At 33.4% G+C, this 15,678-nt stretch carries 15 protein-coding genes; 2 read left to right on the forward strand and 13 right to left on the reverse strand.

The genetic code is table 11. The features are described from left to right. Positions 1-23 precede the first annotated feature (23 nt). Both PMI10_RS09520 and PMI10_RS09525 read right to left on the reverse strand, forming a co-directional pair. Positions 24-884: a YicC/YloC family endoribonuclease gene (locus tag PMI10_RS09520; RefSeq protein WP_007807117.1), complete on the reverse strand. Its 861-nt coding sequence runs from the start codon at positions 882-884 to the stop codon at positions 24-26. Positions 885-952: 68 nt separating this feature from the next. Next, positions 953-1,303, reverse strand: coding sequence for an arsenate reductase family protein (locus PMI10_RS09525; protein ID WP_035631648.1), 351 nt, complete (start codon positions 1,301-1,303; stop codon positions 953-955). Between the two features lie 79 nt (positions 1,304-1,382). Here PMI10_RS09525 and PMI10_RS09530 point away from each other — a divergent pair, with 79 nt between their 5' ends. After that, a complete protein-coding gene (locus PMI10_RS09530; RefSeq protein ID WP_007807122.1) occupies positions 1,383-1,838 on the forward strand; it encodes a DinB family protein in 456 nt (151 codons plus the stop codon). Positions 1,839-1,852: 14 nt separating this feature from the next. Here the strand turns inward: PMI10_RS09530 and PMI10_RS09535 are convergent, their stop codons facing one another. From PMI10_RS09535 to PMI10_RS09560, 6 genes are all read right to left on the reverse strand, one after another. Then, positions 1,853-2,344, reverse strand: coding sequence for a septal ring lytic transglycosylase RlpA family protein (locus PMI10_RS09535; protein WP_007807124.1), 492 nt, complete (start codon positions 2,342-2,344; stop codon positions 1,853-1,855). A gap of 87 nt (positions 2,345-2,431) precedes the next feature. Beyond that, complete coding sequence (locus PMI10_RS09540; protein ID WP_007807126.1) at positions 2,432-2,851, reverse strand: hypothetical protein; 420 nt, start codon at positions 2,849-2,851, stop codon at positions 2,432-2,434. Positions 2,852-2,956: 105 nt separating this feature from the next. Further along, positions 2,957-5,707 (reverse strand): TonB-dependent receptor, encoded by a 2,751-nt coding sequence (locus tag PMI10_RS09545; RefSeq protein ID WP_007807128.1) that lies wholly within the window; start codon positions 5,705-5,707, stop codon positions 2,957-2,959. Positions 5,708-6,023: 316 nt separating this feature from the next. Next, a complete protein-coding gene (gene pgi / locus PMI10_RS09550; protein WP_007807130.1) occupies positions 6,024-7,667 on the reverse strand; it encodes a glucose-6-phosphate isomerase in 1,644 nt (547 codons plus the stop codon). A gap of 118 nt (positions 7,668-7,785) precedes the next feature. After that, the gene (locus PMI10_RS09555; RefSeq protein WP_007807132.1) at positions 7,786-8,289 is read right to left on the reverse strand and encodes a lipocalin-like domain-containing protein; all 504 of its coding nucleotides are present in this window, start codon (positions 8,287-8,289) and stop codon (positions 7,786-7,788) included. 10 nt (positions 8,290-8,299) lie between these two features. Beyond that, positions 8,300-8,860, reverse strand: a complete 561-nt coding sequence (locus PMI10_RS09560; protein WP_007807136.1) for a short chain dehydrogenase — start codon at positions 8,858-8,860, stop codon at positions 8,300-8,302. A 93-nt stretch (positions 8,861-8,953) separates the two neighbouring features. On the opposite strand from PMI10_RS09560, the gene PMI10_RS09565 reads away from it, so the two are divergent. Then, positions 8,954-9,799, forward strand: a complete 846-nt coding sequence (locus PMI10_RS09565; protein ID WP_007807137.1) for an AraC family transcriptional regulator — start codon at positions 8,954-8,956, stop codon at positions 9,797-9,799. Positions 9,800-9,828: 29 nt separating this feature from the next. Here PMI10_RS09565 and PMI10_RS09570 read toward each other — a convergent pair whose 3' ends face one another. The 5 genes from PMI10_RS09570 to PMI10_RS09590 form a co-directional block, all read right to left on the reverse strand. After that, entirely contained in the window at positions 9,829-11,049 is a 1,221-nt protein-coding gene (locus tag PMI10_RS09570) for a peptidoglycan DD-metalloendopeptidase family protein (RefSeq protein WP_007807138.1), read from the reverse strand. A gap of 24 nt (positions 11,050-11,073) precedes the next feature. Then, complete coding sequence (locus tag PMI10_RS09575) at positions 11,074-12,015, reverse strand: tryptophan 2,3-dioxygenase family protein (protein ID WP_007807139.1); 942 nt, start codon at positions 12,013-12,015, stop codon at positions 11,074-11,076. Continuing rightward, positions 12,015-12,785: a DUF3108 domain-containing protein gene (locus PMI10_RS09580; RefSeq protein ID WP_007807140.1), complete on the reverse strand. Its 771-nt coding sequence runs from the start codon at positions 12,783-12,785 to the stop codon at positions 12,015-12,017. Before PMI10_RS09580 ends, PMI10_RS09575 begins: the two co-directional genes overlap by 1 nt. A 291-nt stretch (positions 12,786-13,076) precedes the next feature. After that, positions 13,077-14,237, reverse strand: a complete 1,161-nt coding sequence (hppD, locus tag PMI10_RS09585) for a 4-hydroxyphenylpyruvate dioxygenase (RefSeq protein WP_007807141.1) — start codon at positions 14,235-14,237, stop codon at positions 13,077-13,079. A 185-nt stretch (positions 14,238-14,422) separates the two neighbouring features. Continuing rightward, on the reverse strand, positions 14,423-15,580 hold the full coding sequence (locus PMI10_RS09590; RefSeq protein ID WP_007807142.1) for a homogentisate 1,2-dioxygenase: 1,158 nt from the start codon (positions 15,578-15,580) through the stop codon (positions 14,423-14,425). Positions 15,581-15,678 lie beyond the last annotated feature (98 nt).

Raw genomic sequence — 15,678 nt, forward strand, 5'->3', positions numbered from 1 at the left:
CCTACAGCTTAAAGCTAATGCCTTTACAAAACATTCAAAACCTGTTCCTTAATCTTCTCCAGTTCATCTTTCATCATCACAACCAGTTTCTGCATCTGAGCATGATTAGATTTCGAACCCATTGTGTTGATTTCCCTACCCATTTCCTGAGTGATAAAACCTAATTTTCTACCATTTGCTTCAGTGCCTTCTATTGTCTCTAAAAAGTAATCCAAATGATTTGTCAGGCGGACTTTCTCTTCAGTAATATCTAATTTTTCCAGATAATAAATCAATTCCTGTTCAAAACGATTTTCATCAACATTAACTTTCAATTCAGAAATAGCAGTTTGCAAACGCTCTTTTATAGCCTGAACACGTTCCGGGTCTAATGCCAAAGCATCATCCATATATTGACGGATATTTCCAATTCGAAGATTAAATTCTTTTTCAAGTGATTCCCCTTCGTCTTTTCTAAAACTTAAGATATTTACTAAAGCTTCCTCAATTATAACCTGAATTTGGTCCCAATCGTTTTCATCAATTTCCTCGCGCTCTGTTTTCATGGTGTCCGGCATACGAACAGCCATTTTCATTAGTTCAGTCTCATCAGCATCAGGATATACTTCTCTCAATTGGGCAATATAATTTTTAACAACAGGGACATTTACTTTCGTAGAGGTTTGCTCAGAAGTACTTTCAACGTAAATCGCAAAATCAACTTTTCCTCTTTCCAGTCTGGTTGAAATTAAAGTACGCAAACCTAATTCCATTTCGCGATAAAGTGATGGCATCCTAACGTTCAAATCTAAACCTTTACTATTTAAAGATTTTACTTCTACAGTAATTTTTTTAGTTGGTAATTGCAAAGAAGCTTTACCGAAACCTGTCATCGATTGTATCATATAATTGAGTATAAAGGCGCAAAGATACTAAAAAGTATCAGTACATTGTTTAGAGTAATTATTTCAAATTATTCTAAAGCTTTCATGACCTGCAAAATATTTTGCTGGCTGTTGCCGATGTAAATTTTACTGTCAATAATAAAAACCGGACGGCTGATAAATGTATAATGTTCTAAAATGTATTTTTTGAAATCGGCTTCAGTCAGCGATTTATTTTTCAGGTCCATTGATTTGTATAACTGTGCCTTTTTACTAAATAACGCTTCGTAGCTTCCGGAAAGCTGGTACATTTCTTCTAACTCTGCTTCAGTTATTGGATTTTGTTTAATATCGTGAAAAACCAGATTATTATCTTTTGGTAAACTCTTAATGATTTTTCTGCAGGTGTCGCAAGAAGCTAAGTAGTATATTTTATTCATGATTTTTATAATTTTTTCACTACAAAGAAAATTCATTTAAAACTTAAAATTGCCTAATTTTATAAAAAAAATAAATTTTATGAGTTCAGTTTTCGATGTACAAAAAACAATTAGAGAAATTCTTCTAAAGATTTTAGACAGTCATTCATTAGAGCAATTAAACAAAATCCCTGAAGGATTTAGTAATAATTTGATTTGGAATATAGCGCATTGTATATCTGCACAACAAAGTTTAGTCTATAAATTATCGGGGCTGCCATCAAAGGTTTCTGAAGAATTTATTACCAAATACAGAAAAGGAACAAAACCTGAGGGATATGTTTCACAAGCCGAAGTAGATGAAATCAGAACATTACTTTCAGAGACATTGCATCAGACAGAAAAAGATTATTCGGATAAAATATTCTTAAATTATACTGAGTACACGACAAGTATGGGTTTTACACTTCGAAATGTAGAAGACGCTTTATCTTTCAATAATTACCATGAAGGTACCCACACCGGAATTATATTGAGTATCCGAAAGTTTGTTTAGAACTTTCGGATTTTTTAATTCATAATAGTTTCTATCGTCACAGTCATTGCACCTGCTCCTTTGCTTTTGGTAATCTCCATGAAAGCCCTTTTTGACAAATCTATTTCTCTTGTTTTTACAAATGGTCCCCTATCCGTTATTTTGACGATAACAAATTTTCCATTGGCTTCATTTGTTACTTTTACTCTTGTGCCAAAAGGGAGTTTTTTATGGGCAGCTGTATATTTATTATTGTTAAATCTGCTTCCATCTGCAGTTTTTCTACCATTAAAACGATCATGATAGTAAGAAGCATGAGCTGACTTTTTATAAAGTTTTAATTTTAAACCCTTAACACTAAAAATAGAATCTGTTTCGGGAGTAGTGAAGATTTTTGATTTATCCGTTTTTAAAGTATCCTGAGCAGGTTTACCTTCAATTGGTTTACTCTGGCTCATCACATAGGTAAAGCAACTTAATAAAGTTACTGAAAGAATAGAGAGTAAAATCTTTTTTTTATGCCTCATAAGTTATTTTTTTTCAGACTTGGGGAGTTTGTACAAATAATATGCCGAGATAAAAAAAGCCCCGTAACAGGGCTTATTTTGGTATTTTTAGAACCATAAGTTCCATGGTATTCTGCTTAAAATAAGCAGTAACCCTAATCCGTAGAAAATAGCAAATGTTTTAAACTTTGCTTCGCTATTGATTAGTTTCTTATGTTTTGACCATCCGATTGTTATTAAAACGATGGCAATTATATTAATTAATGGGTGTTCCAATGAAGTAAGTCTATAATCTGCGGACATTTGGCCTAAAACCGCAAATCCTTTTGGAGAAACAAAATAAAGGATCAATCCAATTAGTAATTGTGTATGTGTTCCGATTAAAGCAAATAATGCAATTTTACGGTCTTTAGCAGTAAATTCTTTTTTGGATGTAAAACCAAGAATAGCATTTACAACGGCAATTAATAAAACTAACAATGCCAAATAAGCCCATCCGGAGTGGAGTTTTTGAATAAAATGGTACATAAATTATTTTTTTGTTTGAAAACAAATATAGCAAAAAAGGTTATAAAAAAACGGCATTAGACTAAAAGTCAATGCCGTTTTTATTATTTATTTAGATTCTAAATTTTAGAAATCGTAACGTAATGCGAAGTTCCATGTTCTACCAAATCCAAAGTATACCTGATTGGTAGTAGCGATACCTTTATATGTTGTAACAGTTGGGACATCAGCTGCAAATATGTTTGTTTTTGCTTCTGCAATGTAAGTATAATCAAACACGTTGTTTACATTTAATCTAAATCCTACTGAATTACTTTTGTTTTTTCCTACTAATAATTTATAAGATAAACCAGCATCAGCTGTACCATAAGAAGGTAGTTGTAATGCACCTTTATTATTTTCAGCAGTAAATGTTCCTGGAGAGATTGCAGCATACAGTTTATCATAATAGTTGTAGTTTGCGTCAACACTAAAACGTGGAACAATTTCGTAGGTTGCTCCTAAAGCAGCTGTTGTTTGAGCAGCATCACCAACTCTTACACCATCAAGATATAATGTTGTAGCAGTTCCTCCACCAATAGGATTGTTTCCTGAATCGTAACGGTTACTTGTACTTGTCCCTTCATATTGCCAATCCCCGATCGAGACCATACCAGTAAGAGTAAGATTACTAAGTACTTTAGCAGTAGCATCAAACTCAATACCTGAGTGGATTTCTGTAATTCCAGAGAAATCATAATAACCTCCTGGGTTATCAGTTGCTCCATCATTAGATCTTTGGTACCTGTCTTTCCATGAAATACGATACAAGTTTAAGTTTGCAGCAAAAATTCCTGTACGTAATCCATAACCAGCTTCAATGGCGAAGATCTTTTCGTTTGTTAAATTACCATTTACTAAAGACGCGTTATTTGGATAAACTGCGTTAAAGAAAGGTTGTTTAGAGTAGTATCCACTATTAACGAATACATTATGGTGCTCATTGATGTTATAGTTAACACCACCTTTTACGTTACCACCAAGGATATTTTCGTAATCTGTACTAGACAATGGATTTGAAGACAAGTATTTGAAGTAATCAACTCTTTTAAATCCTTGTTGAGAAAGTGCTCCTTGAACGAATGCTGTAAATTTATCTGTAGAATACTCTAATTGAGTAAATCCACCATACCATCTTACGTCACCATCATTGTAGAAGTTGATTTTTTCTTCTTTATCTGTACTTTTGAATACATTCCAAGCAGGATAAGTAGAATATGTATTTGTTAGAACTCTACCTGGATTGTTCGCATCAAAATTATCAATGAATGAATCTGCTCCTAGTAGATTGTTTAAGTTTTGGTAGTGAATACCTTTGTATCCTCTTACATCAATTCCTAAATCCCAAGTTAAATGCTCCGAGAATTTTTTGTTAAAGTTTACAATTGCTCCATACCAGTTGTGTGAGTTAACTGATGAAATTTGAGAAATACCAGTTGTTGAATTTGTTAAATTCCCAGTACTTGAGCTGTTTTGAAATTGACCACTTGTACCATTAGTTGTACGTGTATAGTTAGTTCCGTTAATGTTCACAGTTTGGCCTGAATTGTAAGCAACAATTTTATCAAAATCAACTAAACCTTCAGCAGTTCTAAATGCATTATTTGCATAGTTAAAACCTCTAATACCACCTGCTCCTCTAGAACCTCCTCCACGTCCGAAAGAAACATAAGCTACAGTTGATAATTTTGAAGTTTCATTAATTTTATAATCCCAATTTAATGAGATTACTGGCTTGTGGTAATAATTTCTTACCATGTTAAATGATTCTCCATTTTTATAACCCCAATCAGAGTTGTATTTAATGTTTGGATCAGATTCTGAACCATATTTTTGATACTGAGCTATGGTTATAAATGTATTTCTTTGATCGTGCCATTGTGGAGCACCAGTCACTGTTAATTGGAAATCGTGTTTGTTGTTTTTTGTAGCATAACCAAGAGCTATATAGTAGTTATCTCCGTTAAATTGAGTTCCGTCAACATATCCATCGCCTTGAGTGTGGCTAAATAAAACTGATGCAGACAATCCGCTGTCTAATTTTCCTGTATTGTAAGAAACGTTAGACTTGAAGAAATTATCATTACCAAAAGAAGTACCAACTGTACCACCTTGCTTCAAATCAGAAGCTTTAGTTACATAGTTCATAGTACCTCCAACAGAAGCAATAGCTAATTTTGAAGATCCCAGACCTCTTTGTACCTGTATGAAAGAAGTAACATCAGATAAACCAGCCCAGTTACTCCAATATACGGCTCCGTTTTCCATATCGTTCACTGGCATACCGTTTACCATTACAGCTACATTGTTTTGGCTAAATCCACGAACTGTAATTCTAGAATCTCCAAAACCACCACCAGATTTAGTTACATAAACAGACGGAGTGCTTTTTAACATTTCAGGAATCTCCTGGTTTCCTAATTTTGCCTGAATTTCAGCTGCTCTAATAGTAGAAACTGCAACTGGTGTTTTACGGTCTTTTGCAATATCCACTGTTGTACTTTTTACTACAATTTCGCTTAGTTCGTTTGAGTTTGAAGCTAAGACGATTGTTCCTAAATTAGTAGTAGATCCATTAGATACTGAAAATTTTACAGTTTGGCTTTGATAACCTAAAAAAGAAATAACGATTTCTCCTGTACTAGTTGATGCATTGAGAGTAAATTTACCATCAAAATCTGTAGAAGTAGCTGTCGTAGATCCTTTAATCACTACGTTTGCTCCCGGCAATGAACCAATGCCGTCTGTAATCATACCAGTAATTTTACCTTGAGAAAATACGGTTGAAACTATCATAAACAATAGTCCTGTAAGTAACCAATTTTTCATTGTCTTCATTTATTTGTTAGTTTATTGTTTTTGGCAAAATTATAACAAATTAACCAGATAGTGTTATCAAAATGTTAAGAAAAACAAGTTTTATTTATTGTACTGCGTATTAAAACGATTTTTTCTTTTTTCTTTAAATAAAATAATGATTTTTTAAATTTAGACGCCTATATTTTGTTAAAATCATAATAATCTTTACAGTAAAGTAGTCTTAAACTTTCAAATATTAATGTTTTATAGGGCGTTACAGGGTGTTTTATACGAAAAAACGCCTTAATTTTTCAAAATCAAGGCGTTGCAATTTTATCAAAAGAAAAACTAATTTTTATTTATTTCTTAAAAAATGATTTAATAAAAATGAAGTTGAACTATCGTGACTTTTTATTGTTTTTGTATTAATTTCTTCTAAAATAGAATTGGCCAATTGTTTTCCTAATTCCACTCCCCATTGATCATAACTGAAGATATTCCAGATAATTCCCTGAACAAAGATCTTGTGTTCATACAAAGCTATTAAAGACCCTAAGCTTTTAGGAGTCAGTTTTTGAATCAAAATTGTATTGGTTGGTTTGTTTCCTGTAAAAACTTTAAAAGGCAATAAGTAAGAAGCTTTTTCAGCAGACAATCCTTGTTTGTCGAATTCTGCCTGAACCTGAGCTGCAGTTTTTCCGTTCATCAAAGCTTCTGTCTGGGCAAAAAAGTTTGACATCAATTTATCGTGATGATCGTCATTTCCGTATAATGGTTTTACAAATCCAATGAAATCAGTCGGGATTAATTTTGTCCCCTGGTGAATCAATTGAAAAAATGCATGCTGTGAATTTGTTCCCGGCTCTCCCCAAATAATAGTCCCCGTTTGGTAGTTTACAGGTTTTCCGTCACGACCAACACTTTTTCCGTTACTTTCCATAGTCGCCTGTTGTAAATAAGGGGCTAATTTTTGTAAATATTGTGTGTACGGAATCAAAGCTTCGCTTTCAGCACCAAAGAAATTATTATACCAAACACTCAATAAAGCTAAAGTTACAGGAATATTTTGATCGAATTCAGCCGATTTAAAATGCTCATCCATTTCATTAGCACCTTTTAATAATTCATTATAATTATCAAAACCAATGGCTAACGCAATGCTTAAACCAACTGCACTCCATAATGAGAATCTTCCTCCAACCCAATCCCACATAGGGAAAACGTTATCAGGATCAATACCGAATTCTGTTACTTTTTGAATATTAGTTGAAACTGCAACAAAGTGTTTTGCAATATCTTCCTGTTTTGCTGATTTCAGAAACCATTCTTTGATTGTTTCAGAATTCGTTAATGTTTCCTGAGTCGTAAATGTTTTTGAAACAATCAGAAAAAGAGTTGTTTCAGGATTTAATTTTTTGATTACTTCATTTACGTGGTCACCATCAACATTCGAAACAAAATGCACATTTAGGTGATTCTTGTAAAATTGCAATGCTTCAACAGCCATAACCGGTCCAAGGTCAGAACCTCCGATACCAATATTTACAACATCAGTAAAAGCTTTTCCAGTGAAACCTTTTCTTTCTCCCGAAATGACTTCGTTTGTGAAATTTTTAATTTTATTTTTTACTTCGTAAACTTCCGGAATTACATTCTCTCCGTCTACTTTTATAACTGCAGATTCCGGTGCACGTAAAGCAGTATGAAGTACAGCTCTGTTTTCCGTCTGGTTGATTATTTCACCTCCAAAATAATCAGCAATAGCGCTTTTCAATCCAATAGCATTTGCTAATTCTAATAAAAGCGAAATAGTTTCCTGGCTAATATTATTTTTAGAATAATCTACTAAAAAGTCATTCCATTGTAAATTGAATTTCTCAACACGGGCATTGTCCTGTTGAAATAATTCCTGTATCGTAGTTGCGTGAGTTGCGTTATAGTGATTTTGCAGATTTTTCCACGCTTCCGTTCCGGTTGGATTTGTTGTATTTAAAGCCATTTTTTATCTAATATTGTTTTTGTTTTTTTGAAATACAAAAATACTGAAATTAGTTTTAATAGGGTATTGCTTCACGATTATATAACAAATAGTTACGAAAACGTTTTATGAATTTTCATCACAATTTTTTCCAGACAACTTCTGCAGTTACTAATTTCCCCCCTTGTGTTGTATTGGTTACAACATATTTTAGTTCATTATCTATAAATGTATAAAATCTCTTTTGAATGGTTCCTTCCCAATTAGGAAACGACGCGGTTTCTATTTTAAAAGTAATCGTCTGATTTGTTTCATCAATTTCATATTTTCCAAAATGCGAATTAGAGCCTTGAACAATAGATGCATTTTCTTCGGGCGTGCATTTATTTTTATCTCCCGAAATTATTTTTGCCCTTTTATTTTTATAAATCTGAATTGCATAATTTCCTTTTTCATCAAAAAACAAACTGCCTTTTGGATTTGTTCCGTACGGAAATGTTTTCGTGCCGTCTGTTTCAGAATTTTCAACAGAAACTAATGTCCATAATCCTGTTGTTTTTGAAGCTATTAGTTTGTCTGATTTTTGTGCAACAACAAAATTTGTAATTAGCAATGCTATTATATAGGTTTTTAGATTTTTCATTTTTAGAAATTTAATAGTTTACTTTGATGATTTCTCCATTGATGGAACTTTCAACACTTTTTAAATAAGCATTAACCAAATCATTTACCGGAATATCTGAAACTTTTCCCGGGCTTATTGCGTTTATCCGAATGCCTCTTTCCAGTTCCAATGAAGCTGCAAGAACAAAACTGTTGATTCCGCCATTTACAATTGCTTTTGCCGAATTGTTTTTCACCGGTTTGTCTCCCATTTTTCCTGATGTTAAAGTAAATGAGCCATTATCATTTAAATATTTTTGACCCACTAAAACCAGATTAGCCTGTCCCAATAATTTGTTTTTAATGCCAATATTTAATTTTTCTTCGTCAAGCGAAAGCAAATCACCAGTAAAACAATCTCCTGCGACACATATACAAGCATCGATATTTTTAATTTCTTTGAATAATTTTTTGATTGAATTTATATCCGATAAATCTATTTGTAAATCACCACTATTTCTCCCGGCTGAAATAATTTCATGATTTTTAGCAAAAGCAGGTTTTAATATTTTACCGATTTCGCCGTTTCCTCCAATTAATAGTATTTTCATTTTGTATTTTTTAATTTGTTATTGATACAAAATTAGAGCGTTAGCATCCGTTGAAAATTGTACTTATTAGCACTAAAATTGTATTTTAGCATTATGACAGATAAAAACCTATATCTTCCTTTTGAAGTTGATTTTAAGGAGTTGGAAAAGTTTCCGAAAATAACCAGGAAAAACAATTTCTTTGAATTGATATACGTTGTTGATGGAACCGGAATTCAGATTATTAATGATAATAAATTTCATTACCGGAAAGGAAATCTGTTTCTTATTACACCACAGGATATTCATTCGTTTGAAATTTTAACTCCAACGAAATTCTTTTTTCTTCGTTTTAATGAATATTATATTAAAACAAATTCTCAAAACGGACAAATGGAAACGGTTCTTAGAATGGAATATATTTTACAGAATGCAAGCCATCGCCCGGGTTGCATATTGAAGAATAAAATTGATAAACCATTAATTGCATCACTTATTGAGAGTATAATAAACGAACAGATTAATCAGCAAATTTATCATCAGAAAGTAACGGAGCAAATCGTAAACACAATAATTACTGTTGTTGCCAGAAATATAGCCTTAAAATTGCCAAAGAATATTAAGGAAACGACAGGAGAAATGGTGCTCGAAATATTGCATTACATTCAAGAGAATATTTATGATCCTAAACAATTAAAAGCGGAGATAATAAGTGAACATTTTAATATTTCTCTTCATTATCTAGGGAAGTATTTTAAAAAACAAACCGGCGAAACGTTACAAGAATACATCTCCAATTATAAATTAAGATTAATCGAAGCCCGACTTTTAAATAGTGATATGCGTATCAATGAAATAGCAGATGAGCTCAACTTTTCAGACGAAAGTCATCTTAATAAAGTTTTCAGAAAACATAAAGGAATGAATCCTTCTGAATTTAGAAAGAAGTTTGTTAAATAATTTTTTGGCTCTTTCAGAATTTTGAAATTCTACAAATTCCCAATACTGTCCAATTCTCTTTTTAAAGGTTCTATTTTGTTTTCGAAACGATTTTTATCATTACCCGTTAAAGATTCTCCCGTTGGTAAATTGAGACGAAGCGCATCTACCTGAATTCCGTTTTTCCAGAAGCGGTAGCAAACATGCGGTCCCGAAGCTAATCCGGTACTGCCTACTAATCCTATTTTTTGCCCTTGGGTAACACGCTGGCCACGACGTACCAAAATTCTGGACATGTGTAAATATTGTGTAGAATAGGTACCATTGTGTTTCACTTTCACAAAATTTCCGTTTCCTGCGGTATATCCTGTTGCTTCTACAACTCCGGAAGCGGTAGTAGAAATCGGTGTCCCTGTTGGTGCAGCATAATCAGTTCCTTTGTGTGCTTTCCAGGTATGTTGTACAGGATGAAATCTGTTCATTGTAAATCTCGATGTGATTCGGCTGAATTTAATCGGTGATTTTAAGAAAAAGTTTTTCAGCGTTTTCCCTTCATCATCATAATATTCTATTTTACCGGACAGTGTATCTTTCTCGAATGGGAAAGCATATATAATTTTTCCCTTATACTCAAAAAATGCAGCTTCAAGATCTTCAACACCATCATAAGTCTTACCATTTATAAAACGCTCGGTAAAAATTAATCCGTAACGATCTCCTTTTTTAAGTTTAAAGAAATCGATAGACCACGAAAACACTTTAGTAATCCTGTTTGCAAGAGCTGCTTCAACACTATTATTTCCTAAAGTTTCCGAGAGTGAGCTTTTTAAGACACCTCCAATTATTTTTCGCTTTAACGTAACTGGTTTTACTTTTTTGTAAGCTGTTGCAAGACTATCCCTAAAATCTACAACATAATAAGTAAGTGCATCTGGCTGATAAATAAAAACCTGTAGTTTATTGGTTTTATTTTTTGACCTAAGAATCGTATAAGGTTTATTGTATCGAATAGTTCTTACATTAAAAGAATCTTTTACCTGCTCAACAATATCATAAACCTGTTTGTTCCCAATATTTTGACTTTGGATAATTGACCCGAAAGAATCTCCCTTTTTTACAGTATCCTGAACAACATTAAAATCAGCGTAATTAAAGCCAAAATCTATTTTTTTAGTCTTTGGTTTGGCAATTTTGATTTCAACTTTTTCTTCCGTTTTTTTACATGAAAATATTGAAAACAATACTATTAAAATTACGATTGCTTTTTTCAAACTTTTAAATTTTTTACTGGAAAATTAAACGGTGGTTTCGTTTCCCCAATTGGACAATTCTTCTTCGGTCCACAATTTAGGAAAAAAGATGCGTCTTTGGTATTTTGGATGCATATATTTTTGCCAATCACTTCCACCCGTTGCTTCACCATTTCCTTTTCCACTTTCCAGAATATATTTTATGGCCGTATTTAAGTGCTGCATTACCCAGGTAATATTTACCGTATAATCGTAATGACGCATAGCTATAATTAAGTCAGGGTTTTGCTGGTCCTGTTCCGGTAATTGCGTGAATTTTTGCCAAATATTTTTAGTCTTAAAATCTGACATTTGTCGTAAGAACTGACCTTTGTATTTCTTTTCAAATTCTTGCAGTAAATACGATTTCTGACCTGTTTGATAATCTTTTCCGGCAGCCTGCCAGTATAAGTGCTCAAAACTTGTTTCTAAATCAGTATTTTCGTCAAAATCAGCTTTATACCTTCTGTCTGTCAGATTAATAACATCTGTCGAAGCAAATTCAATTAATCTGTATTGTGCGCTTTGAAAACCACTCGCAGGAGTTAAGGTATTTCTGAATTTCATATATTGGTCTACCTCCATTCCGTTCTCCATAATACTGAAAGAATTGGTCAGCATATCAAAATAACGGGTAATTCTTGAAAGTCTTTCACTAAAAAAATCGGTTTGAATATCCTCAGTATCGGCAATTTGATCGATTTCCCACAGAATCATTTTAAAAATCAATTCATTTACCTGATGATACATAATAAATACCATTTCGTCAGGAAGTGTGGTACGCTGAATCTGCAAATTTAAAAGCGCATCGGTTTGTATATAATCCCAATACGTTATTGGTTTTGACCAAAGTAAACCTTCAAGCTGCACCTCCGTTTTTTGATTTATAGCTTTAAATTTAAGATCAATTTCTTTTAGTATTGATTCAGAATTATCTGTGGTATTCATTATTTTTTTACTTTAAGTGGACTTTTCAATCCTTTGAATTCATCAATATCAGCTTTAAGCGAACCAACCGCTAATTCTGCTTTTATTCTAACCGGAACTTTGTTATCATCAGCTGTTATCCAAAGCGTTAAACTCTCTTTCTCTTTGAAAACCCGTCCGGTTTGTACTAAAGGTTTAAAAACCATTGTAGAAACGGTGCCAAATTTAGTTGTAATATCTTGACGCCCTATATATTTTAACTTAAATTTTGTGATTTCCTCGTCAAAAAACATATCAATCGTAATTGCTTCGCCTGGTTGAAGTTTGTCAATATTAGGATGATTTCTCAAATAGTAAAATGAGGAAAGGATATCCTGAACATTTTCTGTGAGAACAATTGTTTTTTCAGATTTATGTTTATAGTCTTTTACTAAAATCCTGTTTTCTTTCGGATTAAAAAACCCTTCCTGATTTTTGGTATATCCTCCTTCATTTATTTTTCGAACGTATCGATATGGTTCCCCGGTTTCTTTATCAAAATAACTTTCGTATAAGTCTTCGACTTTAAAGAAAAATCTGGACATCCCGGTCGTGTAACCTTTACCCACTGCATGATATACTTTTTTGTTATTTATGGTAGCATCTTTGACTTCGAGAGTTGCATAACCGGCATTTACAATACCATAATGAATCCTGAATTTTATATATTCTCCAACATCAAAAGAATCTTCTTTGAAACTATCGAAACTGAATGTGGAGAGAATGAGTATATAGAGAATAATTTTTTTCATAATATCTGTCTGTTTATTAGCTCATAAACGCAAATTTTATTCCAAATGTACCAAAACAAAAAAACTCAGTCAAATAATGACTGAGTTTTTATGCTATTAACTAACCAAAAAACTATAAATTATGAAAATTTATATCAATTCAGAAGGAAACCACCCCTTCTTGATTTGCGAGTGCAAAGATATACAGAAAGTGCAAAAAAGAAATACAAAAGAGTTAGTTTAACAAAACATTTGCATAAAAACCATCATTTTTCAGAGAATTTCTCTACATATCATAAAATTTAAACAATTTTACAATGTTCCTCTCAATTCCTGCTCTCTCTCAATCGACTCAAAAAGTGCTTTAAAGTTGCCTGCACCGAATCCTTTTGCCCCCATTCTCTGGATAATTTCGAAAAAAAGTGTTGGTCTGTCCTGAACCGGCTTAGTAAATATCTGTAATAAGTAACCATCCTCATCAGCATCAACCATGATGGCTAATTTTTCAATTTCGTTTAAATCTTCTTTCATTACATCCATATGAACACCTAATCTTTCAGGTATTGCCTGATAATAAGTATGAGGTGGAGCAGATAAAAATTCGACCCCTCTGGCTTTTAGTTCTGAAACTGTTTTAATAATATCATCTGTTGCAATAGCGATGTGCTGAATTCCTGGTCCGCCATAGAAATCTAAATATTCTTCTATCTGGGATTTTTTCTTTCCTTCAGCCGGTTCGTTGATTGGAAATTTAATTCTTCCGTTTCCGTTAGACATTACTTTACTCATCAAAGCCGAATATTCTGTATTGATTTGTTTGTCATCAAAAGATAAGAAATTTACAAAGCCCATAACGTCTTCATAGAATTTTACCCAAATATTCATTTCGTTCCAACCCACATTTCCAACCATGTGATCGATATATTTCAATCCGGTTGGTTCCGGGTTGTAATCGGACTTCCATTCTCTGTAACCCGGTAAGAAAACACCGTTGTAGTTTTTTCTTTCTACAAAAATGTGAACTGTTTCACCATAAGTATAAATTCCGGAGCGAATTACTTCTCCAAATTCATCTTTTTCGACAGTTGGCTCCATAAAAGAACGGGCACCGCGTTTCATGGTTTCTTCGTAAGCGCTTCTGGCATCTTCTACCCAAAGTGCTGCAACTTTTACACCGTCGCCATGTTTTTTCAGATGTTCATTTATTGGAGAATCCTGCGTTAATGGCGTTGTCAGAACAATTCTGATTTTGTCCTGTTTTAAAACATAAGATGCCTTATCTTTTACTCCGGTTTCTAACCCGGCATATGCCAATGATTGATATCCGAAAGCCGTTTTATAATAATGTGCCGATTGTTTTGCGTTTCCTACGTAGAATTCTACATAATCGGTTCCTAATAATGGAAGGAAATCCTGTGCTCCTTCGAAGATTTTTTCTAATCCGTATTCTACTGATTTTATTTCTTTACTCATTGTGTTTATTTGTTTAATCGGCTAATCGTTTATTTGATGATCCGAAATGTTGTTTTGAATTTTGATTTCTAGCCCTTATGAAAACGGCATCCTTTTGTGGCGGGGTTCTCCATAAAAGATACAGTGTACAGCAGGAATAGCTTCTAATTATATTGTAAATGAGATTGCTTCGTGCCTCGCAATGACTACTCCGTCCAGGATTTGTAATACTGACCATCATCTAATCCCATTGCTTCTTCCGTAACCATAAGCGGTCTGAAAGTATCCACCATAACGGCTAATTCCTGAGTTTCTTTATGGCCAATACTACGTTCCATTGCGCCTGGTGCGGGACCATGTGGAATTCCTTTTGGGTGTAAAGTGATATGTCCCTGCTCGATATTATTGCGGCTCATAAAATCGCCATCAACATAATACAAAACTTCATCAGAATCGATATTGCTGTGATTGTATGGCGCCGGAATTGCTTTTGGATGATAATCGTAAAGTCTCGGGCAGAATGAGCAAACGACAAAAGTTGCCGTTTCGAAAGTTTGATGTACCGGAGGCGGTTGATGTACACGTCCGGTTATAGGTTCGAAATTATGAATCGAGAATCCATACGGAAAATTGTAACCGTCCCAACCCACAACATCAAAAGGATGTGTGGCGTAAACCACTTCATGAATCATACCTTCTTTTTTGATTTTAATTAAAAAATCGCCTTTTTCGTCATGTGTTTCCAATTCATTCGGCAGAATAAAATCGCGTTCGCAAAATGGCGAATGTTCTAAATGCTGACCTGATTGGTTTTTATAACGTTTTGGAGTATAAAAAGGGGAATAAGATTCGACATAAAACAGTCTGTTTTCTGTAGTCTCAAATTCGATTTGATAAATAATACCGCGAGGGATAATTAGATAATCGCCATATTCAAAAGGGATATTCCCCAACATGGTTCTTAATTTTCCTTTTCCTTTATGGATGAAAAGCATTTCATCAGCATCGGCATTTTTGTAGAAGTAATTTCGAAGCGATTCTTTAGGTGCTGCCAAACCAATAATACAGTCTTTGTTGACCAACATGGGTTTTCGGCTTTCTAAAAAGTCATTCTCCGGTTTTAATTCAAAACCTTTAAGTAATAATGATTTTATATTTTTCCCGATTGCAATTTTGGGTTCTACGGAATATGACTTTAAAATTTCTTTAACCTGAGTGGGTCTGTGAACATGATATGACAATGATGAATGTCCGTGAAAACCTTCGGTACCAAACAATTGTTCGTAATAAAAACCTCCGTCAGGTTTTTCGAACTGAGTGTGTCGTTTTTGCGGAAAGTTTCCGAGTTTGTGATATAATGGCATGGCTTTTCAATTAGATAATTTGTAAATTAGATAATTCGAAAATTGTGAATTGTGTGAACAGATAATCAGCTCATTTCTAAGAATGACTAATCATCTCA

The sequence above is a fragment of the Flavobacterium sp. CF136 genome (assembly GCF_000282055.1).
Lineage (GTDB): Bacteria > Bacteroidota > Bacteroidia > Flavobacteriales > Flavobacteriaceae > Flavobacterium.

Excerpts from the sequence above, each read along its gene's own strand:
- PMI10_RS09520 (WP_007807117.1), bottom strand. The coding sequence starts at position 884 with ATGATACAATCGATGACAGGTTTCGGTAAAGCTTCTTTGCAATTACCA.
- PMI10_RS09560 (WP_007807136.1), bottom strand. The coding sequence starts at position 8,860 with ATGAAAATACTATTAATTGGAGGAAACGGCGAAATCGGTAAAATATTA.
- PMI10_RS09575 (WP_007807139.1), bottom strand. The coding sequence starts at position 12,015 with ATGAATACCACAGATAATTCTGAATCAATACTAAAAGAAATTGATCTT.
- PMI10_RS09525 (WP_035631648.1), bottom strand. The coding sequence starts at position 1,303 with ATGAATAAAATATACTACTTAGCTTCTTGCGACACCTGCAGAAAAATC.
- PMI10_RS09540 (WP_007807126.1), bottom strand. The coding sequence starts at position 2,851 with ATGTACCATTTTATTCAAAAACTCCACTCCGGATGGGCTTATTTGGCA.
- PMI10_RS09535 (WP_007807124.1), bottom strand. The coding sequence starts at position 2,344 with ATGAGGCATAAAAAAAAGATTTTACTCTCTATTCTTTCAGTAACTTTA.
- PMI10_RS09590 (WP_007807142.1), bottom strand. The coding sequence starts at position 15,580 with ATGCCATTATATCACAAACTCGGAAACTTTCCGCAAAAACGACACACT.
- PMI10_RS09545 (WP_007807128.1), bottom strand. The coding sequence starts at position 5,707 with ATGAAGACAATGAAAAATTGGTTACTTACAGGACTATTGTTTATGATA.
- PMI10_RS09580 (WP_007807140.1), bottom strand. The coding sequence starts at position 12,785 with ATGAAAAAAATTATTCTCTATATACTCATTCTCTCCACATTCAGTTTC.
- PMI10_RS09530 (WP_007807122.1), top strand. The coding sequence starts at position 1,383 with ATGAGTTCAGTTTTCGATGTACAAAAAACAATTAGAGAAATTCTTCTA.
- PMI10_RS09565 (WP_007807137.1), top strand. The coding sequence starts at position 8,954 with ATGACAGATAAAAACCTATATCTTCCTTTTGAAGTTGATTTTAAGGAG.
- PMI10_RS09555 (WP_007807132.1), bottom strand. The coding sequence starts at position 8,289 with ATGAAAAATCTAAAAACCTATATAATAGCATTGCTAATTACAAATTTT.
- hppD (WP_007807141.1), bottom strand. The coding sequence starts at position 14,237 with ATGAGTAAAGAAATAAAATCAGTAGAATACGGATTAGAAAAAATCTTC.
- pgi (WP_007807130.1), bottom strand. The coding sequence starts at position 7,667 with ATGGCTTTAAATACAACAAATCCAACCGGAACGGAAGCGTGGAAAAAT.